Origin of the sequence: Bacillus sp. V2I10, from assembly GCF_030817055.1 — a bacterium.
In the GTDB taxonomy this organism is placed as follows: Bacteria; Bacillota; Bacilli; order Bacillales; family Bacillaceae; genus Bacillus_P.
Genome location: NZ_JAUSYV010000001.1, coordinates 5,082,309 through 5,104,697 on the forward strand (window position 1 = coordinate 5,082,309; position 22,389 = coordinate 5,104,697).

The following is a 22,389-nucleotide window of genomic DNA, read 5'->3' on the forward strand; positions in this document are numbered from 1 at the left end:
CAAAATATGATGTTCATGATAGAATGTTCTCTATGTGAACTTGAAAAAGGAGTTTTATGAATGAATGCACCAGCTGGAAATATACTGCAGCCCATTACACCTTCTTATGATCCGTGGGAGGCTTATTTAGATATTAAGCAATATGGCAAATTAACCTTAACAAATGTTGAATTTACGACAACGACTCTGTGCAACATGCGCTGTGAGCATTGTGCTGTAGGCTATACGCTCTCCCCGAAAGATCCGAAAGCATTGCCGATTGATTTAATCCTAAAAAGGCTTGACGAAGCAGAAACGCTCAGATCGATCAGTATTACTGGCGGAGAACCAATGATGTCGCTTAAATCAGTAGACAATTATGTGCTTCCTTTACTAAAGTATGCCCGCGCGCGGGGGGTTCGTACGCAAATAAACTCAAATTTAACGCTTGATTTGGCGCGTTACGAAAAAATTGCTCCATACCTGGACGTTTTACATATCTCTCATAACTGGGGAACGCTCGATGATTTTGCAGAAGGCGGATTTGCGATGATGGACCGGAAGCCAACTTATGAACAGCGCACTGCTTATTTTGATCGAATCATTGAAAACAGCCGTGCCCTTGTTGATGCAGGAGTTATGGTCTCTGCAGAGACGATGCTGAATAAGCGGACATTGCCTCATATTGAAAAAATTCACGGGCAAATCGTGAATGATATGAAATGCCAGCGTCATGAAATTCATCCAATGTATCCCTCTGATTTCGCAAGTGCCCTAGAGACACTTTCTTTAAAAGAAGTCAGAGCAGCTATTCATCAGCTGCTTGATATACGAAATGAAGATGTGTGGATGCTGTTTGGCACACTGCCTTTTTACGCCTGCAGTGACGAAGAAGAAGACATATTGCTGATCAGAAGACTTCGGGAAAGCAAGAACGTAACAGTACGCAATGATCCTGACGGCCGTTCAAGGCTTAATGTTAATATTTTTAATGGAGACATCATTGTAACCGACTTTGGAGATACACCGGAGCTTGGCAACATTCAAAATGATACGCTCCAATCCGCCTATGACCGCTGGAATGAATCTAAGCTTGCCCGCGAGCTTAACTGCCATTGCCCGGCTGTTTCATGTCTTGGTCCAAACCTTTTAGTGAAGAATAGTTACTATCAGGATTTTGACTTCCAAAAAAGAAAATCTGTTATATGAAAAAAGCGAGCCGCTGAAGGCTCGCTTTTCTGATTATCTCGGTTGTTCTGAAACGGTAAATCCGAAAGAAGCGTGATCCTGAACGGGAATCCAGGCCCCAATTCCCTGGGATGTCACATTTTGAACAGAAATTCTTCGTTTATTTCCTTTTAACACTAAGTAGACTTCGCCGTATGTTACTTTGCCCTTTTCATTGACTGCCGGTGCGTATGCATTTAAATATCCGACTCTTTTTGGCGGGATGTTATAGATCTGTTCTTTTTTTGATCCTGTTCCGATGATTGTCTGAAACGATAAAGGCAGGTTTGTCTTTTTCATCGCCTTCAAGAGCATCATTTTTTTCACATCATCTTCACTGGGAATATGAGCAGTTAGTCCGCCTTTTACCAGCTTTTGGGCTTCTTGCTTATAATGTATTTGAGTTGTTGCCTTGCCGCCGCGGTTATCAAAGAAATTTGTATTGATTTTCTGAAACTCCCAGTTAACAGCGGTTTCGCTTGATTCATAATTTAACGCCCATTGCCCGAGGAAAATCGTTGCTCTGTATCCGATTGACAGCGGATTATCAGAGATAGTTGATTCATTCAGGAGACGAATTAAATTAGGATTTTCAATCGGAATTTTAGATGTTTCAATCAGGCTTTGAGCAAATTCACTCGGCTGAAGATACGGCAGATCCTGAGTTGGGTTCGGATACGTATTCTCCTTGGATATATCCAGAACAGAGCTTGGCACTTTTGCTTTGTTCGCCGCAAAAACAGAGCTTGAAAAACTAATTGATAAGAGCAAAGCCATTGAAACGAGCATCCATTTTCTCATTTCCTAAACCCCTTTCGGTTGCTTTACAATTATTGTTTTCAAGCTCTTACTTCTTTATCCAACTTTTTAACTAAGTTTTTACCACCCATTTTCCAATAACCGCGTTTACAGGATTATTGCACAGCTGAATCAGCGGTCCGATTGCGAAGGTAATAATGATTGTCCCAAGGCCAATAGGACCTGCAAATAAAAGAGCAAGAACAAGCGCACCCACTTCACCAATCGTCTTTGCAGCCATCAGACTTAGTCCAAATTTCTGATGCAGCGTCAGCATGAGCTGGTCAATCGGATTTGCAGGGAAGCTGGTTTGAAGATAAATAGAAACTCCAATTGCTATTAATAAAATCCCTAAAAATAAAATGACTGCTTTTAAAAATAGATTTTGTATGATGATATCCTGAAAAATAGAAAGCATCCAGAAATCAACAAAAAAGCCGATCAATAAAATGGTAAAGACGCCGAGTACCTTTGGAGCTTCTCTCATAAGAACAGCGTTTAACAAAATAATTATGATTCCCACAATAAAAATCCAGCTGCCGACTGTTAAGCCGATTTGATCGGTTAATCCCACATTTAATGCATCCCATGCTCCAGCTCCCAGGTTTGCTTTAATCGTCAGTGTCACACCAAATGCCAAAACAAATAAACCGATTACAAAAAAGGCCAATCGATAAATCATGCTCTCCATCCCCTTTTATCTCTATATGTATGTCCTTCTTTTGCAGCAGAGAATTAAAAACTGAATATTTACATTTTTTGAACAATATGCTACATTTATAATAACTCACATGATTTCATGAGGGTTAGCTTCTTACTAATTGTTTCGTCCTACACGTAAAAATGACTCTGTGCTTTGCACAGAGTCCCTTTTTTTTTCACAAAAGATAAAAACCAATACCCATGATCAAGTAAGCTGCCAGAAGGGTTGCCCCTTCAAACCAGTTGGTGTCCCCATCATTCGTAATGGAAATGGTCAGCAGAACGGCCGTCACCATTGAAATCAATTCCGGAACTGTAAAGACAAGCGGCATTTTTTTTGTGAACATTAAGGAAATCAGGACCAGAAGCGGTGCTACAAACATGGCGATCTGCAGGGTGGATCCTACCGCAATCTCGACTGCTATATTCATTTTATTTTTATATGCCATAATGATTGCAGATGCATGCTCAGCAGCATTTCCGACAATTGCAACGATAATGACCCCAATGAAGAGTTCACTCCAGCCGAAGCTCTCGCCAACAGCCTCAAATGTATGTACAAGATTCTCCGAAACGTAAGCTACTGCAATTGTAGCAAGCAATAGAATAACCAATGCTTTTTTAGCAGTCCATTCAGGTTTCTCGTGATCTTCGATTTCATCTGTTTTATGCTGATAAACACCGCGGTGCGTAACAAGCTTAAAGAATAAGGCTGCTAAATATAAAATAATTAAAATAACTGAAATGCCTATACTTAAGTTTAACGTTTTTACCTCATCCATGTCCATTGCAAAAATTTCAGGGATCACAAATGCCACAACAACAGCGAAAATTAATAGACCCGAATTATGCCTCGCGTCGTATACATTAAACTCCTGCCTTTTAAACTTTAATCCGCCTACGAAAAACGACAGTCCGGCTACAAGAAGCAAATTTCCAAGAACAGAGCCTGTTAAAGAGGCAAGCACCACTCCAATTAAACCTGCCTTTAATGCAAAAATAGAGATTATCAGCTCAACAGCATTTCCAAACGTAGCATTAAGCAGTCCTCCTATCCGTGGACCTGTCACGATTGCCAGGCTTTCTGTGGCTCTTCCCATATAGCCGGCAAGAGCAATAATAGTAATACAATAAATGGCAAACATGAGGATCTGCGGCCAGTGCATTAGACTCCCTATAACTGATAGAGGAACACCTGCCATTACGACAATAAAAAAGATTCGATTCATTTCATTCTCACCCTTTCTTCTACTTATTCTTTCTCTTTTTTGCTGAAAATTAAACCACACGCTTTTGCTGCGTATGAAAAGACGTATTTGATGCAGATTAATGAAAGATATGAAAGGAGCGAATGAATATGAGTGAAGCTAAAGAAAAAGTTCTGCAAATGTTCAAAGAACATAAAATCGGCACACTAGCCACAATCCGTCAAAACAAACCATTTTCCAGGTTCATGCTGTTTTTCCACGATGGACTTACTTTATATACAGCCACAAACAAAGATACCCACAAGGCAGAAGATATTGAAAGCAATCCAAGCGTTCATGTTCTTCTTGGCTTTGAAGGCGACTGCTGGAAAAATGATTATGCAGAAATAGAAGGCAGTGCTTCTGTAGAAGAATCTGCCGAATTAAAAGAAAAATTCTGGAACGGGGAGTTAAAAGAGTGGATTTCCGGACCAGACGATCCAAACTACTTACTTTTAAAAATAACCCCTAAATCAATCAGGTATTATCAAAAAGCGGGAAGCGAACCTGAAATCATCGAACTTTAAAATGAGACTGTGCATATCGCACAGTCTTATTTTATGATTTCGAACGTTTCAGTCATGTTAATGCCGTCTTCCAACGCACCATTAGGCAATTCTTTCTGAACTTTTTCCTCCGGAAGGTCCTTTCCCTTTATGGCATAATGAATGGCAATACTCTCGATCCGATTAGCTTCATTTTCGTTTCTCTTTACACTTGTCCTGAATCCTGATGTCCTCTGCCGCTAATCTTTTCTTTTCCAGAATTCCCCTGAGCACTCCGCCGCTGCAAACAGCAATTAACGAAAACATCAGCTGATAGGGACGAAAACCATATTCTTCATTTCCTGCGCATGCAGTTCCCCGTATTCAAAATTTGCCCTGAATCCTGCTTCCCTCATTTTAAATTCCAAGGCATCATCCCTTTCTTTATGCCATCAAATCCGAAAAACATTTGACCCGAAAAGGAAATGCAATTTTTTATTGTCTGCTTTGAATAATGAGTGTAACATTCAGGATGGAAAATAGAGTAAGGAGTCAAGATTATGCCGAAATTCAAATTCGCTATACTCGTCAGTATTGTCGCTATTTCAGGTTTTTCACAGGGAATGCTTCTCCCATTGATTGCCATCATCTTTGAGCAGGAAGGATACTCCTCATCTGTCAATGGATTGCATGCCACAGGGCTCTACATAGGTGTTTTAATTGCCTCTCCTTTTATGGAAGGGCCCTTGAAGCGGTTTGGCTTTAAGCCTCTGATTTTAGTTGGAGGAATCATGGTTGCTCTCTGCTTGTTTGGCTTTCTTTGGATTCAGTCATTCTGGTTCTGGTTTTTACTCAGGCTTTTAATCGGTGTAGGTGATCACATGCTGCATTTTTCAACGCAAACATGGATCACATCCATCTCTTCTGAGGAAAACCGCGGACGCAATATCTCTCTTTATGGACTGTTTTTCGGACTTGGCTTTGCAGCAGGGCCGCTTTTGGTACCGCTTGCTGAAATAAGCCCAAGCCTGCCTTTTATTCTTTCAGGCAGCATTAGTTTAATCGCATGGGCCTTCGTCTTTTTCCTGAAGAATGATTTTCCTGAACAAGACATGGGATCGACTTCATTTTTTGGGACAGCAAAACGCTTTGCAAAAGCATCAAAGCTTGCATGGGTCGCATTTCTTCCTACGTTCGGATATGGTTTTTTGGAAGCCTCTCTTAACGGAAATTATCCTGTGTATGCGCTTCGGACAGGAATAGATGTCTCATCTGTTTCCATTATCTTATCTTCCTTTGCCATCGGAGCCATTGTTTTTCAGCTTCCTCTCGGGATCATCAGCGACCGTTTCGGAAGAAGAAATACCCTTTTGTTCGTCATGCTGTTTGGATTTATTAGCTTTATGGCCGCAAGTTTTGCAGACACACTCATTCCGCTCGTTATCTGTTTCTTTACAGCTGGCATGCTTGTTGGGTCCACTTTTTCGCTTGGCATCAGCTTTATGGCTGATCTGCTTCCTAAAAACCTGCTTCCTGCAGGAAACCTGCTGTGCGGCATCTTTTTCAGCATCGGAAGCATATCCGGTCCTTTTTTAGGCGGATTATATATTGAGCATGTGGCATCAGCTAATTTTTTTCATGTAGTCAGCTTTATTTTGCTCCTTATTTTCATAACGACCGCTTTCTTTAAGCAGCCTGCTTTTAAAACCGCTAATAATTAAGAAAAGCGCAAGCGCCTGTTTAGCTCCGAAAGACAGATAAGGATCCGACAGAAAAGGCGCTTTTTGCCTTTACTGGCGGATCCGTTCTGGTCGAGGAGTTAGGCGATGGAGCTAGATATGTAAGCGCAAAAATTTCATACTCCCTAATCTCTAAAAAATTGGCGGTTTTTTTAAAATATAGGTTGAACATTTTGAATTGTCTGTTATATAATAGTATTAACAAATACATTCTGTATCATAACAATACTATAACAGGAGGAATTATTATTATGAAAAGACAAGAGCGCAAAAACATGATCGAATTTATCGCAAAAATGAAGGATATTGAAACAGAAACATTGATGTATATGACTGATGAGGATATCGAGCATATTTATTCATCGGCATATCATAGTTATATCCAGCTTGCTGAATAAACGAAAAGCGGAACCGACTGTTTAGACCCGACAGACAGATAAGAATTCCCCCGAAAAGTCCGGGTTTGACTTTTTGGGGGAATTTGTTCTGGCCGAGGGGCTAGGAGGTGCAGCTGGACAATGAAGAAAAGCGGAACCTCCGTTACCAAAAAAGCAAATCGCAGGGATAGCGATTTGCTTTTTTTAGTGGCAGCTGCACTGCTGAGTCAATCATTTAGCCGAAATCGTCATTTTATTAGCTGAAATTCACAATTATTTAGCGGATTTCCCGTTTTATTTCGATATTCAATTTAATTTAGCCGTTCATATTTTTGATATAGCCCAGTAATTAAATTATCTGGCCGAATTCTTTTCTATTTAGCATTAATCCTGCTTTAATAGCAGAATCAGCTTGATTTCAGAAGAAACCTGAGGCGACAGACAGATAAAAAAGCAAACCGCACAATAGCGGTTTGCTTTTTTGTTTAGTGGTAGCCGTTCTGACCGTTTGCACTGCCACTTGTTTTATGCTGCGGCTTGCTTTTTGAATTCTGCTTGTTATGGCTTCCGCCTTTTTTCGTATGCTTTGCCATGAAGATTCACCTGCCCAGCAAGATTTTGAAGACCTTGTCTTCTTCTTTACTGTTTCACTATTTTCCGCTTTCTATGACACACAATCCTTGGAAATATTAATGAGACCCTTTTCTTTTGTATAGAATGGCATTTAACTCTCCGCCAATCATAATGATCATTCCGGATAGATAAAACCAGATCATCAGAACAATGATTCCGCCTAAACTCCCATAGGCAGCACTGTAATGGCCAAAGCTCCCGACATAATAAGAAAAGGCAAATGACACGAAGGCCCATCCAATTGTGGCTAAAACAGCACCCGGCATTGCATCCTTCAGGTGCAAATGCTTATTCGGGGCAAAGAAATAAAGAGCTGTAAAAACAATGAACAAAATAATTGCACTGACAATCCATCTTCCCATATTCCACACGGTTAAAAATTCTTCTGACAGTCCAAATACAGAAAAAAGGAACATGCCAATTTCTTTCCCGAATACAGGCAAAAGCAGGGCAACTAAAATGACAAAAACCATCGCAATTGTAAGCAAAACCGACATACCCCTTGCTACTATAAATGATCTGCTCTCTGAGACATCATAGGCGCGATTAAAGGCACGGACAATAGCGTTAATCCCATTTGAGGCAGACCACAAAGTGGCAAGGATCCCAAACGACAGCAATCCTCCATTTGAATTGCTGACGATTTCAGCCAATGTTTCTTTGATAATAGCAACGGATTCTCCGGGTGCATATTGCGCAAGAAAATTCAGTATATCTTCCTGAGAAAGCGGAAGAAAGGCTATAAGAGTCATTAAAAAGATTAAAAATGGAAACAGTGAAAGTAAAAAGAAATAGGCGAGCTCTGCCGAAAGGCCAATGATTTCATCTTTTGAAAAACGCTCAAACAGATCTCTCAGGATGGATTTCTGTTTATGCTGGTGCTGCTTCACGCTTTTCATTTATTCACCTCTCTTTGTGATCTGTTATAAACCTTTCTTTTGTTTCTTCTATCATTTCAATCATTTGAGGTGTTGTTTCTTTTAGTTCATTTATTTTTTCATTGATAAATTCAATATCTTCTTTAGCTTCCTGAATCACGTTTTTTGCCTGATCAATCTGCTGTTTGATCTCTTCTGTCAATAGAGACGGATTTTCAATATAAAGGGCTGTTTTGTCTTTTAAGGATTTTCCCTGTGCGACAAACTGATCTCTTGTCGGCTTATGGAGAAGAGTAAGTGCTCCTCCAACCGCTGCACCGGCAAATAGGCCTTTTAGAAACAAACTGTTCGATTCATTACTCATCTGAAATAACCCCTCTTCTTATAAGTTATGTTCTATTTTAATACGCGCAAGCAAATGAGAACATCCTGTGTACACCATTTCGTAAACCTCTTCAAAGTTGTCTGTAAAATAAGGATCCGGTACGTCTGCCAGATCTGAATCCGGCACAAAATCCATTAACCTTCCGACATAGCCGGTTTTGGAGTAGCCCGCAAGCCTTCTTAAGTAACCAAGGTTTTCATTGTCCATCGCAATAATGTAATCGACTTCCATGAGATCATCAAGGGTCACCTTTCTTGCCTGTATCCCTTCATACCCAATTTTGTGATGATCAAGAATTTTCCTTGTTCCTTCGTGGGGCTGATGTCCGATATGCCAGTCCCCTGTTCCGGCTGAATCTGTCACAATAGCCCTGCTTAGACCCTGCTCCTCAATTAAGTGCCTCATTATTCCTTCTGCCATCGGGGATCGGCATATATTCCCTAAACAAACAAATACTACTTTAATCATCATTTTCCTCCTGCGAACAAGACAATGAGTCATAAAAAACAAGCCTTTTTATTCCTCTTGCTCTATTTATAGTACATTTCTCTATACCTTACCCAAGTGATTTTTTAATAAGCATCTTTTATTTATATAAAACATGTTACAATAAATAATACTTAAATGGGAAAGTTCGAAAGGATGAATTCAGTTGAATAATCTATCAGAAAAATCAGTTGAAAACGTAGAATACATGATTGAACAAATTAAAGAAAAACTGCGCGTCATTAACATCGGAGCGATTAAACCGTCACATTTTGACGAAGAAATGTATGAAGAATTGAAGGATATATACGATTTAGTCATGAAGAAGAATACATTTTCACCAAATGAAATGCAGGCTATTGTTGAAGAGCTTGGAAATCTCCGCAAAGTTTAAATCGGCATTTCCTTTCTAAAAAGAATAAAAAAGATTCTCAGCACGTCCCCTTTTGCATATATGTGTACAAAGGGGGCTGAAAAATGGCTGCAATGTGGTGGCTTGCAACAATTGTTTTATTCCTGTTATTGATTACTTGTATTGTCTTTATTGTTTATGCACTTAAGACTGCGATTCACACAGAAGATGCTATAAATGTAGATCCGCTCCCAAATGCGGAGAATCCGGATCTAGAAGATGAAAAATAGCCCTGCGCCTAGTGCGCGGGCTATTTTTTTATTTATTTTAAAAGATTCAGCGTTTCACGTGTAAAAGCAGGCAGATCATCAGGCGTGCGGCTTGTCACAAGCTGATTTCCGCATACGACAACCTCTTTATCATGGAAATTTGCACCGGCATTCTTTAAATCGACGGCAATTGATTTATACCCTGTCACATCTCTCCCCTTAAGCGTTTCTGCTGTAATGAGCAGCTGAGGACCATGACATATAGCAAAGACCGGTTTGTTATCATCCATGAATTTTTTCGTGAATGTGACAAACTTATCATCAGCGCGCAGGATATCTGGTGAAAAACCTCCTGGAATAAACAGCGCATCAAAGTCATCCGCATTTACTTCATCAATCGATGCATCTACCTTGATTGTTTCCTGTCCTTGTTTCCCTTTTACTGTTTTGCCTTTTTCACTTTCGATAACAGTCAATTGGTGACCAGCTTCTTGATAAGCGTTTGCAGGCTCCGAATATTCAGAGTCCTCAAAATGATCCGTTACAACGACAGCAATTTTTTTACTCATATCCCAGAACCTCCTCAAATAGTTAACACTTTTTAATCTACCCTTTGTAAAAGAAACAAAACATACGACGGTAAAGATGCTCTTGTCGAATTATGAAGGCTGCTAGTTTAAAGAATGAAATTTTTTATAGATATACAAGTTCTTTTTAACTACGAACCAAAAGACAAAAAAATCTTCAATAACAGTCATTTATACCCACAAAAAGACGGTAAATGTAAATACAAAGTTTTGATAATCTTTACTTTATTTTAACAATAAATGACAAAATACTCATAGATTTATAGACAAAATATTTATAAAATTTAAATGTTGTGATAAATACTGAAAGGTGGATGTTTGTGAAAAGAAAAACAAACAATACGTTTGGCAAGAAATTATTCAATTCATTTGCGGCTTTCCTTGTTTTACTAAGTGTTCTCCCCTTCCCGGCATTAAATGCAGCGGCTGAGGAGCTTCCCTCGATTGATCTGCGTTTGCTGGAAACAACCGATATTCATGCCCACATTATGGACTATGACTACTATTCAGATAAAGAATCGGCGAGCTACGGATTAGCCCGTACAGCTGTTTTAATTGATGAATACCGAAAAAGTGCAAAAAACAGTATTTTAGTAGATAACGGAGATCTTATTCAAGGAAATCCGCTGGGTGAATATGTTTATAAAAATTTAGGTGCTGATATAGCAGCCGGCACGAAAACAAATCCTATTTTCGATGCAATGAACACCCTTCAGTTTGATGCAGGCACGCTTGGAAATCATGAGTTTAATTATGGATTAGACTATCTTAACGGCTCTCTCAAAGGGACAAACTTCCCTGTGGTTAGTGCAAACATTTTTGATGCTCAAACTGACAAGCCTTATTTCGAACAATACGCTATTAAAGAAAAAGAACTTATTGATAATACCGGCAATAAGCATACCGTTAAAATTGGATACACTGGCTTCGTCCCTCCACAAATCAACGTTTGGGACAAGAAGCATCTTGAAGGAAAAGTTATCACAAAAGACATAGTTGAAATAGCCAAAACGGTCATACCTGAAATGAAAGCAAAAGGTGCAGACTTAATTGTTGTCATGGCTCACACTGGAATAGTTACCGCTTCGCAGGCTGCAGGATCTGAAAATATGGTCTTTGATTTGGCTAAGGAAGTACCAGGCATTGATGCAATCGTATCAGGTCATCAGCATGGTCTTTTCCCCGGAGACAAAAAGTACAATGGAATTGCTGAAATCGACAATGCTAAAGGGACAGTAAACGGCGTGCCGGTAGTCATGCCTAAGAACTGGGGAAGCCACTTAGGTATAATCGATTTGAAATTAGGCCAAAAAGACGGAAAATGGACGGTTAATGATTCTCAGTCAACTGCTGCTCCAATCACTTCTGTCACAACTAAAGATGAAGAAATCGTAAATTCAATCAAATCAACTCACGAAAGCACTCTTAACTATGTAAGAAAAGCAGTAGGAACAACAGAAGCACCCATTAACAGCTTCTTTGCTTTAGTGCAGGATGATCCTTCAGTGCAGATTGTAAACGATGCTCAAACATGGTATGCGAAAAAAATCGCTGCCGAAAATCCTAAGTTACAGGGGCTGCCGATCCTTTCCGCTGCTGCACCGTTTAAAGCCGGCGGACGCAACGGTGTTGATTATTACACAAATATTGCAAAAGGCGATTTGGCCATCAAAAATATCGGTGATTTATATCTTTACGACAATACCGTGCAGATCATAAAGCTGAACGGATCTCAAGTAAAGGAATGGCTAGAGATGTCTGCCGGACAATTTAATCAGATTGATCCTGCTAAAACAGGCGAACAGCCATTGCTTGATGCAAACTTCAGATCTTATAACTTTGACGTCATTGACGGCGTTACCTATCAAATTGATGTGACAAAGCCCGCTAAATACTCGGCCGATGGAAAAGTGATAAACGCTGATTCACGCAGAATCGTTAACTTCCAATATGAAGGCAAGGAAGTCAGCCCGGAGCAAGAGTTTTTAATTGTTACTAATAACTACCGTGCTTCCGGAGGCGGCGGATTCCCTAACATGGAGTCAGAAAATATTGCGTACATTTCAGCAGATGAAAATCGTCAGGCCTTAATGAACTATATTACAGAAGAACAGACAATCAACCCTTCTGCTGACGGAAACTGGTCAATCGCTCCAATTAAGGGAGATGCTGAAGTTGTATTTGAATCAACTCCCGCTGCAAAGGATTTTGCCGAAAAAACGGAAAATATCCGATATGCAGGAGAAGCAGCTGATGGGTTTGCAAAGTATTCCCTTGATTTAAAAGGCAGCGAAGTCACGCCTCCTTCTGACAGCTGGAAATTAACTGTTATGCACACCAACGACACACATGCACATCTTGATGACGTCGCCCGACGTGCTGCAAAGGTAAAAGAAATTCGTACACAAGAGGAAAACAGCATTTTATTAGATGCCGGCGATGTATTCTCAGGAGATTTATATTTTACTAGATGGAACGGACTTGCCGATGTCGAATTTATGAACATGATGCAATATGATGCAATGACGTTTGGAAATCATGAGTTTGACAAAGGACCTGATGTATTAAGAGCTTTTATTGAAAAAGCGAAGTTCCCGATTGTCAGTTCCAATGTAGATGTAGGCAACGAACCAAAATTGAGTGATTTAGTAAAAGATCCTAAAGACTTTCCATTGAAAAAAGAAGGCGTTATCTATCCCTACATCATTCTTGATGTGAATGGGGAGAAGGTTGCTCTCTACGGTCTGACAACAGAAGATACGCCTGAAGCTTCAAGCCCTGGTGAAAACATTGTATTCAAGGATGCTATCAAAGCATCTGAAGCAACAATAAAAACCATTACAGAAACAGAAAAAGTCGATAAGGTAATTGCTCTTACTCACCTTGGATACGAAAAAGACCTTGAGCTTGCTGAAAAAGTTGAAGGAATTGATGTGATTATCGGCGGCCACACACATACACTAGTCGATACATTAAAAGTAGTAGATGAGGATGAAACGCCTACGATTGTTGCCCAAGTGCAGGATTACGGCAAGTTCCTCGGTAAACTTGATGTTGCCTTTAACAAAGATGGTTTAGTCGTTCCTGCTGAATCAAGTACTGAACTGATTGCCATCGATAAAACAATAGCAGAAGATCCTGAAGCAAAAGCATTGTTGGATGGCTACAAAGAAGAGATTAACAGCTTTAAAGATAAAGTAGTCGGACATACAAAAGTTGCTCTGGACGGAAAACGCGAAAACGTCCGTTCAAAAGAAACAAACCTTGGAAACCTGATAGCTGATGGAATGCTTGCAAAAGCGAAAGAAGCAAAAGGTGCTCAGCTCGCGATTACAAACGGCGGAGGAATCCGTGAATCCATCAACGAAGGTGATATTAATCTCGGAGAAGTATTGACGGTCATGCCTTTCGGAAATACATTATTTGTTCTTGATGTAACAGGGGAGCAGATTGTCGAAGCACTTGAGCACGGAGTAAGTGCGGCAGAAGAAGGAAAAGGACAGTTCCCTCAAGTTGCAGGAGTTAAGTTCTCTTTCTCTAAAGGTCTTCCTGCAGGAGAGAGAATAATGGATGTTCAAGTCGAGAATGAAGATGGAACCTTCTCTGCTATAGAGCTGGAAAAATCATACCGTATTGCAACAAATGGATTTATGGGTGCCGGCGGTGACGGATATGATGTCTTTAAGGAAGCCTCCTATGCTGAAGATCTTTTCTTCGTAGATTATGAAGTGTTCCTTGAGCAGCTTGTAGCAGAAAAATCCGTTCAGCCAGAAATTGAAGGACGCATTATGGAATATTTCACACCTTCAGTTGATGTTCAAGACAATAAAGCAACGATTACATTTGATGATACTTTCATTCCGTATGTTGAACATACAAATGAAGTCCTGATCGACCTTTTCGGAACATCTGAATTTGATGCAGTTGAACTGAAGTTCACAAACAGCCAAATCGCAGCATTAAAAGCGAAAGAATCCAGTCTGTCTTTCAATAATGAAGCTGTCGGACTTGATATTCCGCTTTCAAATCTTGAAGAAAAAGAAACCAGTATTTCATTTGCAAAAACGGAAGAAATCGAAGATGCATTAACTGACACATATGACTTTACGCTCACACAAGATGGACAAGCTCTGACTAAATTCAAAGAGGAAGCGGCAATTGCCTTCTTCGTTGAAAATGCTGAAAATCCTCGAGTCTATTATGTGGACCGTGAAAAAGAAAAACTTAAAAAACTGGATGGAGTCTATGAAGACGGTACTGTTTATGGGTATACAAGCCATTTCAGCGAGTTTACCGTATTAGAATCAGCTGATGCAAACGGTCCTGGCAAAGGTTCCGGGAATGGAAATAACCCGGGCAGCGGCCCAGGACATGGAAACAGCCCTGATAAAGGCAATCACAATAACGGAGGGAACGGACTTCCTCACACGGCAACAAGCTCATTCAACATTATCCTGACAGGCTTAAGCATTTTGCTTGCAGGAAGCATTTTTTACTTCATTCAAAGACGCAGGTTAGGGAATAAATAATGAAGAAAAGCCCCTTCTCAAAACGAGAAGAGGTTATTTTTATGGAGTAAATTGCTGAAAGACCCATCTGATCAGTCTCAACCTTATATCATCTCCGCTGCACTCTCTTTATACTTTTCTATAGTTGCAATAAACTCCAGAACCTTTCTCTCATATCCTTTAGGATCTGTTAAAAAAGCCTGGGCATGCCCTGCTTTTGGAACTAAATACAGCTGCTTTATTCCCTTTTTCAAATGATACATATCAAGCGTCATTTTCATCGGGATAAAATGATCTTCTTTTCCATGAATAAAAAGAATCGGCGTTTTCGTATGTTCAAGGTCCCGGGCAGGCTTTATTTCTTCAAATCCCCAGCCATAGCGAATCTTTGTTACAATACTGGTCCAGGAGATCAGCGGGTAAAACTTAACTTTAAAATCAATTCTGAGCCTTGTTTTCAGCAATTCCGTCAGATCGCTGAATGCACAATCCGCGATGCAAAACGCGACTCTTGGATCTTTTTTTACATATTGCAGGGCAGAAGCTGCTCCAAGTGATTCCCCAAGAATCCCTACAAAAGCATCTTTCCCCAATTTTTCATGAAGGCAGTCCACCCATGCTTTTAAGTCATCACTTTCATAATAACCGAAAGATGTGTGATCTCCTCCGCTCAAACCATGAAAACGGTGATCGCATAGGAGCACGTGATATCCCCTTTTTTGAAACATTTCTACATATTTGAAGCTCCCGAACAGAGACCAGGTAATTCCATGTGCGATAATGATGGCTTTTTTGCTCTCAGATACAGGAAACCACATTCCGTGAATTTGATAGCCATGAAAAGAGTCGATAAACCATTCTTCTTTTTGAGCGCTTTCAAAAATATCAGTATTGATTTCTCCGCTCTCTACTCCAAGCAAATACGTTTTTTCGTATGCCACTTTTCTAGGAACGGTAATCATGCTGCTGAAAAAACAGGACACAGCGAGGATAGTTAAAAAAACGGCGAATATGGAACAAACAATAATCCACATGGAATCACCTTCACTTCCCTTTTTTCCATCATATTATTCCCTTCCATCATAGGTGAAAAATGTAAAGCTGCTGTTTTAAGTTCTGTAAAAGTTTTTTAAATTATGCAGAGTATATTGAAACTTTGGTGTCTGTGAATGCTAACAGTATAATGACAGATTGAATGAGGTGTGGAAAGTGAAGCAAAAAATTGTCGTGATCAGCCAACCCCAAAATGTTATCAGTCTTGTTCGATGTTTTATCAGTTTTACTTCACATTTTAAAATTACAATTTTATCAGTTTAAATCGCTATTTTATCGGTCTTCTGCCAATCAAATTCTGCATATATACTCATAAAAAAAAGCCAGGCACATGCCTGACTTTTTAATGTCCTCTTCTCGCAAAATCAACAAATCTGAATTTATCAATTCTGTGGCGTGATTCTGTGTACTGAAACAGACTTGTATCTTCCAGATAAACGTGATTTTTCACAACGACAATATGCTGGAAATTTTTTAAATCCAGGTATTGATAATCTTCCTCTGTGCACTCTTCCACAACAATTTCTTTTTTTGCAAAGCTGATCTTTAATTTCAATTCTTCTTCAATATAGCTATAGATCGAGTCCTCGCATATTTCCTTTGATAAAAAAGGAATGTGCCTGCGATTGAGATAATCTTTATCAAGGATGATGTTCTCGCCGTCAATTTTTCTTGAGCGTACAACCTCCCAGACTTCGTCACGTGCACCGAGGTTCAGCTGCTGCATGATAAAATCACCTGGTTTGATGAGGCCGAATTTCTCAACTGCTGTTTGAGAGGTTCTTCCTAAGTTCTGCGAAAGCTCTTTGAAACTGACGAGACCCGAAACAGGGAAGCTCATTTTCGTTACATCGAGAACAATTGATCCTTTACCTTTAACTTTTTGAATGTATCCATTTTGTGCAAGAAGATTAAGGGCCTTGCGAATCGTTTCCCTTGAAGTCTCATATTGCACGGCGAGCTCGTTTTCAGAGGGCAAGGTTTCATTCACTTTTACAAGTCCTTGTTTAATCCTGTCTGATAGCTCCTGAAAAATTGCCAAATATTTATTGTTTGTTTTCATCTTTAACCACCACTATTAGTTTACCATTACTTCTTAAGATGATAAACGATGGACTCAAACGGGCGCAATGTCACTTCTTTAAATGTCTGCGCAGAATCAGGATAGTTGGAGATAAGAATTTCACTGTAATATCCTGCTGCATCAAAATGATCCGGCAAAGTAAATACTGTTTCCTTTTCATAGAAGTTGTTGATGACCAGCAGCTTCTCTCCATTACCGTTTCTCACATAAGCAAACAGCTTGCAGTGATCCCCAAGAATCAGTTCATAATCTCCGTAAGTGATTAAATCAATGTCTTTTCTAAGCTGAATCAGTTTTTGATAGTGATAAAAAACTGAATTTTCATCCTGAAGAGCATTCTCGGCATTGATTTCCGGATAATTGCTTGCAGGTTTGATCCAAGGTGTTCCTGTTGTAAATCCGGCATGCTTGGAATCATTCCATTGAACAGGCGTACGTGAGTTATCTCTCGATTTGCTTTTTAAAATCTCAATAATCTCTTCTTCTGACTTCCCTGCGTTTTTCAAAATTTCGAAAGTATTCAGGCTTTCTACATCCCGATATTCATTGATGCTTTCGAATTTTGGATTAGTCATGCCAAACTCTTCCCCCTGATAAATATAAGGAGTTCCCTGCATCATGTGTATCGTTGTCGCAAGCATTTTAGCGGACTCGATGCGGTATTCACCGTCATTTCCATATCTTGAAACTATCCGCGGCTGATCATGGTTGCACCAAAACAGTGCGTTCCAGCCTCCGCCTTTGTGCATTTCCACCTGCCATGTTGAAAGAATTTGCTTGAGTGCACCAAAATCAAAATCTGCCAGTGCCCATTTCTCCCCGTTCGGGTAATCCACTTTCAAATGATGAAAATTAAATGTCATGCTAAGTTCTCTAGATTCCGGATTTGAATACTTAATACAGTTTTCGATCGTAGTTGAAGACATTTCCCCAACCGTCATGCTGTCATATTTCGAGAAAACTTCCTTGTTCATTTCTTTCATATATTCATGCACGCGCGGACCGTCTGTGTAAAACTTGCGGCCGTCGCCAGGAGCTGTGCTTCCGTCATCATCCGGGAAATCCTGATTTTTCGAAATGAGATTGATCACGTCAAGTCTAAAGCCGTCTACACCTTTTTCAAACCAGAACTGCATCATTTCATAGACTTTTCTGCGGACTTCTTCATTCTCCCAGTTCAAGTCAGCCTGAGTGACGTCAAACAGATGGAGATAGTATTCGCCTGTATTTTCATCCAGCTTCCATGCTGAGCCGCCGAATTTTGAAATCCAGTTCGTCGGTTCAGAGCCGTCTTCCTTTCCTTCTTTCCAAATATAGAAATCACGGTAAGGATTCTCTTTTGATGATTGTGCTTCCTTAAACCATGCGTGCTCAGTAGAAGTATGATTTACAACGATATCCATGATGATTTTAATCCCGCGATCGTGAGCCTCTTGTAAAAGAGATTCAAAATCCTCCATCGTTCCATATTCTTCGTGAATGGAATAGTAGTCGCTGATGTCATAGCCGTTGTCTTTTTGAGGAGATTCATAAATTGGCGTCAGCCATACAACATCAATGCCGAGCTCTTTTAAGTAATCTAATTTTTCTATGATGCCCTGAATGTCGCCTACTCCGTTCCCATTCGTATCATTAAAGCTTTTCGGATAAATTTGATAAACCGCTGATTTTTTCCACCAAGGCTGTTTCATTTTCACATGCACCACCATCTTTTAGATTTAAACGGCAAAAAGGACAATGGCTTGTCCTTTTTGTTTATTATTTTTTCTTCCAATTAAACTTGGCAAATACGTAAGTCAGTACGAATGGCACAACGATTGCGATGGCCATTCCGATAAAGAATGCCGTCCAGTATTCAGATTGGATGGATAAGAATCCAGGGATTCCCCCTACACCAATTGAGAATGCTTTTACATGATTGATTGTAATAAAGATCCCTGCGATTGCAGAACCGATCATGGCAGCGATGAATGGATAGCGATATCTAAGATTCACACCAAACATAGCAGGTTCTGTAATACCAAGGTAAGCCGAAATTCCTGAAGTCAGAGCCAAACCTTTTTGTTTTTCATCCTTCACAATGCGCATCATGGCAAATGCCGCTGAACCCTGTGCGATGTTCGATAATGCAAGCATCGGCCATAAGAATGTGCCTCCAGCACTTGCTACAAGCTGCAGGTCAACTGCAAGGAAAGTATGATGCATGCCTGTTACAACAAGCAGTGAGTAGAAACCTCCATAGAGCAAACCGCCAAGAGCTGCAAAGTTATCAAAAATGGCAATAACACCGTCAGTAATGAAGTTTCCTGCTGCAAACGTAATTGGTCCAATTAAGATGAAAGCAGCAAAGCCAGTCACTAATAAGGTAATTGGGGCAACCACTAATAGCTTAATTGAATCAGGTACCCTTTTATTTAAAAAGACTTCAATTTTAGCGAGTAAATAAGAGGCAAACAGAACAGGAAGAACTTGCCCCTGATAGCCGATCTTTTCAATCTCGAGGCCGAATAAGTTCCACACCGGAACCTCCCCTTTAGCCTGAGCTTCCCCATATGCCCATGCATTCAGAAGATCGGGATGCACGAGGATTAAACCGAGAACAATCCCAAGAAGCGGACTTCCTCCAAAGCGTTTCACAGCCGACCAGCCGATTAGAGCTGGGAGGAATGTAAACGCTGTATTCGCAATCAAGTTGATAATGCCTGATAAATCAGCCCATTGCGGATAAACTTCAATCAGAGATTTATCATCAAAGAAAATTCCCGAACCGCTCAGAATATTATTTATTCCCATTAACAAACCAGCCGTTACGATAGCCGGCAAAATCGGAATAAAAATATCAGCCAGCATTTTAACGGCTTTTTGAAGAGGATTCAAATTGCTTGAAGCTGCATCTTTTACATCTTCTTTTGAAGACTCGCCCATTCCCGTTTGTTCTGCCATCTCCTTGTAAACTTTATCAACAAGACCTTGTCCAATCACTACCTGGAATTGGCCATTTGTTGAAAAAGATCCTTTAACCATATCAATCTGATCCAGTTTTTCTTTATCCACTTTCCTTTCATCTTTCAAAGCAAATCGTAAACGAGTGACACAGTGGGTAGCTGCTGCAATGTTGTCCTTGCCGCCGACAGCATCGACGATATCGCGGACTTCCTGTTTGTTCACACTCATCTTTTTCAACCTCCCGTAATCGTTTTCATTATTAACCTAGTATTGCTTAAAAGAGTCAGCAATTTATATTCTTTTGCCTTCCTGTATATACAAGTTACTAGCTCATTGTATTCCTGTATATACATGTTGTCAACAAAAAAGAGTAATCGTTTTCATTTTTCTGGCTGCTTATCCTGTTATACAGGATATTACCAAATCCTTCCATTTTTTCGTTCGTGAATCTTGTGTTCACACACTTCATTTATCCATACCCTCTAACTCCTTCAAAAAAGCACTCTATTTAATATTTTTTGAGTCTGCAGTGATGATTTAATATAGCTTGCCCTTTGACTGCCCAAACCCCTTTTCCTCAAACAAAAAACCACGCCCTATTTAGCGTGGTTTAAATCAGCAGCAAAAATCAAATGGATGAAAAGGGGGTGATGCCGGCACATTTAACTTCGGCATATAATCCGGATCTCCCCAGTGCCATGCAGCCAGGGCAGCTGCACATGCATCCAGCCCGTGGCTTGAATCAATGGATTCAGCAGTTATTCCTTTCACTCCCCATTGGTCAAAATAAGGAATAAGATGAAGCCTTGATTCATCATTCTTTTTATATGTAAGAGCAAGATTGCGGTCTTCCTCCTTCAGCCTCAGTCCCAGAGCAGCTCCAGGGTGAACCTCCACAATGGATGCGTTCAGTTTCTGCAGAGATCTGCTTAGGCCAATCCCCCTCAGAGTCAGATACACCATTCGATGGAAGGTAGGCGGCATAATCGAGCCGTGATAAAGTCCTGCTGCTCTTATAGCATTTCTTATCTCTTTATCAGAGGGACGATCCCCGCCGCCGTCCTGATAGGATAAAGGGGCATCTAATCCTGCTATGACCTCTTCTCCGCAAGAAGAAAGCGCTCCAATTGTTTCAATAATTTTTCTGTCACTATTATTAATGGTAAGTTTCTGAAGGACAAGGACATTCCCTTCCTTCTTAAAAATCGCCATTGCGGTATCCTGATGATTCGCAGGTCCGGCCAGATCAATTCCTACTACGTACAAAAGAAATCTCCTTTCACAAATCGAATTTCAATTGTTCATGATCAGAGGACTTTGAAGGTCGTTCTGATATACCCGACTTGGTTTTCCTTGCAGCCTGATTCACTTTTTTAATATCTACTATTGGCGCCTGATAATCCAAGCGAAAAAAACCGGGATAATGCCAAGGCTCATGGATATGTTTAGCAGGAACATTCGAAAGACTTGGTAAGTATCTCTTAATAAAAACCCCGTCTGGATCTTCTTTTTTTCCTATTTTTACTGGATCCTGCACTTTCTCCTGCATCTTTTGAATCTGGTGAACATGAATGATGGGCTCATAGTCCAGAAAAAGGGAAGCTAGCGAATCCGAACACTTTTGCACGTTCAGAGAAAGCGTATTGATAGCAAAAGACGCGAGCATACCCCGATATTTTGAGGGGATCCACCCGGTTTTATGAAGACAAATCATTGATGCATCTATCATGGGAATCCCAGTTTGCCCTTCAAACCATCTCAAAAACAAATTATCGCCTGCACCTTTTTCATCAGGCAAAGGCAGCAATTCAAGGAGATTTTCCTGCTCCATCAGCTTCCATCTTTCCTTAAGCCGCTCCTGAAAAGATGTTAATTGTTTCACAAGAAACAAATTATCACAATTTTCTATCTTTATCGACGTTTTCTGGACAACTGTACGAAACGAAATATTTCCCCATGCCAAATATGGCGAAAGCCTGCTTGATGAAACAGTTGATTGAAGAAGGTTAGAACCATGCTCTTCGTATAAGTGAAATCGTTCCTCCAAAAAGGTTTCAAGCGTTTCAAGCGCTTGCTGTTCACCGCCCTGCTGGCCAAATCTGATTGGTTCCCCACTGCCAGGAAAAGATTTAAGTTTTTCCGCCCCAATGAAAAAGCTTTCTGGAATGGTTTTTGGTACTTCGACATGCTCAGTGCGGCTGAAATGCTTACTTCGACAAAAACCGTTCCATCTTTCCTGAAGTTTTCTTCCGCTGTTTTTTTCATTAACAGGATACTCCAAAAACCTGAGACCTCTACCATTCATCCATTCTCTCACTCTTGCATTCCTGTCATGTACACGTGGCCCTGCCATTTCTTCATGAGCATACAAAGTGAATGGGCCATATGTTTCAAAGAGTGCAGAAAGCGCCTCTTCCATCTCCCCCATATAGGTGAATAACCTGCCGCCCCTATCTTCCAAAGCACCCTGCAGTTCCTCTAAGCTTTCCCGGACAAACTGAAAGTGCCTTGCAGAATAGTCTTCTCCAGACCATATGGATGGTTCGGCTGCATACAGCGGGAGAACTTCCCCATAAAGAGCTGCGTCAGCAAGCGGCTTATGATCAGCTATTCGTAAATCACGTTTAAACCAGACGACGTTCATGAGAATCACT

The 22,389-nt window shown here is 40.3% G+C and carries 21 protein-coding genes and 1 pseudogene; 8 read left to right on the forward strand and 14 right to left on the reverse strand.

What is annotated here, in order from left to right; all coding sequences use genetic code 11:
- Window positions 1–60 precede the first annotated feature (60 nt).
- Window positions 61–1,188 carry a radical SAM/CxCxxxxC motif protein YfkAB gene (gene yfkAB / locus QFZ72_RS25665; RefSeq protein WP_307438998.1) on the forward strand — a complete coding sequence of 376 codons (1,128 nt, stop codon included), beginning with the start codon at window positions 61–63 and terminating at the stop codon, window positions 1,186–1,188.
- A gap of 33 nt (window positions 1,189–1,221) precedes the next feature.
- On the opposite strand, the gene QFZ72_RS25670 is transcribed toward yfkAB, so the two are convergent.
- The 3 genes from QFZ72_RS25670 to cax form a co-directional block, all read right to left on the reverse strand.
- Complete coding sequence (locus tag QFZ72_RS25670) at window positions 1,222–2,007, reverse strand: YfkD famly protein (RefSeq protein WP_373464641.1); 786 nt, start codon at window positions 2,005–2,007, stop codon at window positions 1,222–1,224.
- A 70-nt stretch (window positions 2,008–2,077) separates the two neighbouring features.
- Entirely contained in the window at window positions 2,078–2,686 is a 609-nt protein-coding gene (locus QFZ72_RS25675; protein WP_307438999.1) for a YczE/YyaS/YitT family protein, read from the reverse strand.
- 196 nt (window positions 2,687–2,882) lie between these two features.
- Window positions 2,883–3,935 (reverse strand): calcium/proton exchanger, encoded by a 1,053-nt coding sequence (gene cax, locus QFZ72_RS25680; protein WP_307439000.1) that lies wholly within the window; start codon window positions 3,933–3,935, stop codon window positions 2,883–2,885.
- 122 nt (window positions 3,936–4,057) lie between these two features.
- Here cax and QFZ72_RS25685 point away from each other — a divergent pair, with 122 nt between their 5' ends.
- A complete protein-coding gene (locus QFZ72_RS25685; protein ID WP_307439001.1) occupies window positions 4,058–4,480 on the forward strand; it encodes a pyridoxamine 5'-phosphate oxidase family protein in 423 nt (140 codons plus the stop codon).
- Window positions 4,481–4,506: 26 nt separating this feature from the next.
- On the opposite strand, the pseudogene QFZ72_RS25690 reads toward QFZ72_RS25685, so the two are convergent.
- Window positions 4,507–4,866: pseudogene (locus QFZ72_RS25690) on the reverse strand (OsmC family protein).
- Window positions 4,867–4,998: 132 nt separating this feature from the next.
- On the opposite strand from QFZ72_RS25690, the gene QFZ72_RS25695 reads away from it, so the two are divergent.
- The 3 genes from QFZ72_RS25695 to QFZ72_RS25705 all read left to right on the forward strand — a co-directional run bounded on the left by QFZ72_RS25695 (window position 4,999) and on the right by QFZ72_RS25705 (window position 6,818).
- Window positions 4,999–6,159, forward strand: a complete 1,161-nt coding sequence (locus QFZ72_RS25695) for an MFS transporter (RefSeq protein ID WP_307439002.1) — start codon at window positions 4,999–5,001, stop codon at window positions 6,157–6,159.
- Between the two features lie 269 nt (window positions 6,160–6,428).
- Window positions 6,429–6,575, forward strand: coding sequence for a BH0509 family protein (locus tag QFZ72_RS25700; protein WP_223439661.1), 147 nt, complete (start codon window positions 6,429–6,431; stop codon window positions 6,573–6,575).
- Window positions 6,576–6,695: 120 nt separating this feature from the next.
- On the forward strand, window positions 6,696–6,818 hold the full coding sequence (locus tag QFZ72_RS25705; protein ID WP_307439004.1) for a hypothetical protein: 123 nt from the start codon (window positions 6,696–6,698) through the stop codon (window positions 6,816–6,818).
- A gap of 425 nt (window positions 6,819–7,243) precedes the next feature.
- On the opposite strand, the gene QFZ72_RS25710 is transcribed toward QFZ72_RS25705, so the two are convergent.
- The 3 genes from QFZ72_RS25710 to QFZ72_RS25720 are packed head-to-tail and all read right to left on the reverse strand — an operon-like array spanning window position 7,244 to window position 8,918.
- Entirely contained in the window at window positions 7,244–8,086 is an 843-nt protein-coding gene (locus tag QFZ72_RS25710) for a YihY/virulence factor BrkB family protein (RefSeq protein WP_307439006.1), read from the reverse strand.
- 4 nt (window positions 8,087–8,090) lie between these two features.
- Window positions 8,091–8,429, reverse strand: coding sequence for a YtxH domain-containing protein (locus QFZ72_RS25715; RefSeq protein WP_307439008.1), 339 nt, complete (start codon window positions 8,427–8,429; stop codon window positions 8,091–8,093).
- Window positions 8,430–8,447: 18 nt separating this feature from the next.
- Window positions 8,448–8,918 (reverse strand): low molecular weight protein-tyrosine-phosphatase, encoded by a 471-nt coding sequence (locus QFZ72_RS25720; RefSeq protein WP_252203561.1) that lies wholly within the window; start codon window positions 8,916–8,918, stop codon window positions 8,448–8,450.
- 184 nt (window positions 8,919–9,102) lie between these two features.
- On the opposite strand from QFZ72_RS25720, the gene QFZ72_RS25725 reads away from it, so the two are divergent.
- On the forward strand, window positions 9,103–9,330 hold the full coding sequence (locus tag QFZ72_RS25725; protein ID WP_083328402.1) for a DUF1128 domain-containing protein: 228 nt from the start codon (window positions 9,103–9,105) through the stop codon (window positions 9,328–9,330).
- 83 nt (window positions 9,331–9,413) lie between these two features.
- Window positions 9,414–9,578 (forward strand): hypothetical protein, encoded by a 165-nt coding sequence (locus tag QFZ72_RS25730; RefSeq protein ID WP_307439009.1) that lies wholly within the window; start codon window positions 9,414–9,416, stop codon window positions 9,576–9,578.
- A gap of 32 nt (window positions 9,579–9,610) precedes the next feature.
- Here the strand turns inward: QFZ72_RS25730 and QFZ72_RS25735 are convergent, their stop codons facing one another.
- Window positions 9,611–10,126: a type 1 glutamine amidotransferase domain-containing protein gene (locus QFZ72_RS25735; protein WP_307439010.1), complete on the reverse strand. Its 516-nt coding sequence runs from the start codon at window positions 10,124–10,126 to the stop codon at window positions 9,611–9,613.
- Window positions 10,127–10,464: 338 nt separating this feature from the next.
- On the opposite strand from QFZ72_RS25735, the gene QFZ72_RS25740 reads away from it, so the two are divergent.
- A complete protein-coding gene (locus QFZ72_RS25740; RefSeq protein WP_307439011.1) occupies window positions 10,465–14,673 on the forward strand; it encodes a bifunctional 2',3'-cyclic-nucleotide 2'-phosphodiesterase/3'-nucleotidase in 4,209 nt (1,402 codons plus the stop codon).
- Window positions 14,674–14,756: 83 nt separating this feature from the next.
- Here QFZ72_RS25740 and QFZ72_RS25745 read toward each other — a convergent pair whose 3' ends face one another.
- The 6 genes from QFZ72_RS25745 to QFZ72_RS25770 all read right to left on the reverse strand — a co-directional run bounded on the left by QFZ72_RS25745 (window position 14,757) and on the right by QFZ72_RS25770 (window position 22,379).
- Entirely contained in the window at window positions 14,757–15,686 is a 930-nt protein-coding gene (locus tag QFZ72_RS25745) for an alpha/beta hydrolase (RefSeq protein WP_307439012.1), read from the reverse strand.
- A gap of 362 nt (window positions 15,687–16,048) precedes the next feature.
- A complete protein-coding gene (treR, locus tag QFZ72_RS25750) occupies window positions 16,049–16,768 on the reverse strand; it encodes a trehalose operon repressor (RefSeq protein ID WP_307439014.1) in 720 nt (239 codons plus the stop codon).
- 26 nt (window positions 16,769–16,794) lie between these two features.
- On the reverse strand, window positions 16,795–18,480 hold the full coding sequence (treC, locus tag QFZ72_RS25755; RefSeq protein WP_307440012.1) for an alpha,alpha-phosphotrehalase: 1,686 nt from the start codon (window positions 18,478–18,480) through the stop codon (window positions 16,795–16,797).
- Between the two features lie 67 nt (window positions 18,481–18,547).
- Complete coding sequence (gene treP / locus QFZ72_RS25760) at window positions 18,548–19,963, reverse strand: PTS system trehalose-specific EIIBC component (RefSeq protein ID WP_307439016.1); 1,416 nt, start codon at window positions 19,961–19,963, stop codon at window positions 18,548–18,550.
- Between the two features lie 387 nt (window positions 19,964–20,350).
- Window positions 20,351–21,001, reverse strand: a complete 651-nt coding sequence (locus QFZ72_RS25765) for a DUF429 domain-containing protein (RefSeq protein ID WP_307439017.1) — start codon at window positions 20,999–21,001, stop codon at window positions 20,351–20,353.
- Between the two features lie 13 nt (window positions 21,002–21,014).
- Complete coding sequence (locus QFZ72_RS25770; protein WP_307439019.1) at window positions 21,015–22,379, reverse strand: FAD-binding domain-containing protein; 1,365 nt, start codon at window positions 22,377–22,379, stop codon at window positions 21,015–21,017.
- Window positions 22,380–22,389: the final 10 nt, after the last annotated feature.

Coding starts and splice junctions, on each gene's coding strand:
- QFZ72_RS25730 (WP_307439009.1), top strand. CDS start 9,414: ATGGCTGCAATGTGGTGGCTTGCAACAATTGTTTTATTCCTGTTATTG.
- QFZ72_RS25670 (WP_373464641.1), bottom strand. CDS start 2,007: ATGAGAAAATGGATGCTCGTTTCAATGGCTTTGCTCTTATCAATTAGT.
- QFZ72_RS25715 (WP_307439008.1), bottom strand. CDS start 8,429: ATGAGTAATGAATCGAACAGTTTGTTTCTAAAAGGCCTATTTGCCGGT.
- QFZ72_RS25735 (WP_307439010.1), bottom strand. CDS start 10,126: ATGAGTAAAAAAATTGCTGTCGTTGTAACGGATCATTTTGAGGACTCT.
- QFZ72_RS25720 (WP_252203561.1), bottom strand. CDS start 8,918: ATGATTAAAGTAGTATTTGTTTGTTTAGGGAATATATGCCGATCCCCG.
- QFZ72_RS25705 (WP_307439004.1), top strand. CDS start 6,696: ATGAAGAAAAGCGGAACCTCCGTTACCAAAAAAGCAAATCGCAGGGAT.
- QFZ72_RS25695 (WP_307439002.1), top strand. CDS start 4,999: ATGCCGAAATTCAAATTCGCTATACTCGTCAGTATTGTCGCTATTTCA.
- QFZ72_RS25675 (WP_307438999.1), bottom strand. CDS start 2,686: ATGATTTATCGATTGGCCTTTTTTGTAATCGGTTTATTTGTTTTGGCA.
- QFZ72_RS25710 (WP_307439006.1), bottom strand. CDS start 8,086: ATGAAAAGCGTGAAGCAGCACCAGCATAAACAGAAATCCATCCTGAGA.
- QFZ72_RS25685 (WP_307439001.1), top strand. CDS start 4,058: ATGAATATGAGTGAAGCTAAAGAAAAAGTTCTGCAAATGTTCAAAGAA.
- treC (WP_307440012.1), bottom strand. CDS start 18,480: ATGAAACAGCCTTGGTGGAAAAAATCAGCGGTTTATCAAATTTATCCG.
- yfkAB (WP_307438998.1), top strand. CDS start 61: ATGAATGCACCAGCTGGAAATATACTGCAGCCCATTACACCTTCTTAT.
- treR (WP_307439014.1), bottom strand. CDS start 16,768: ATGAAAACAAACAATAAATATTTGGCAATTTTTCAGGAGCTATCAGAC.
- QFZ72_RS25770 (WP_307439019.1), bottom strand. CDS start 22,379: ATGAACGTCGTCTGGTTTAAACGTGATTTACGAATAGCTGATCATAAG.
- cax (WP_307439000.1), bottom strand. CDS start 3,935: ATGAATCGAATCTTTTTTATTGTCGTAATGGCAGGTGTTCCTCTATCA.
- treP (WP_307439016.1), bottom strand. CDS start 19,963: ATGAGTGTGAACAAACAGGAAGTCCGCGATATCGTCGATGCTGTCGGC.
- QFZ72_RS25700 (WP_223439661.1), top strand. CDS start 6,429: ATGAAAAGACAAGAGCGCAAAAACATGATCGAATTTATCGCAAAAATG.
- QFZ72_RS25745 (WP_307439012.1), bottom strand. CDS start 15,686: ATGTGGATTATTGTTTGTTCCATATTCGCCGTTTTTTTAACTATCCTC.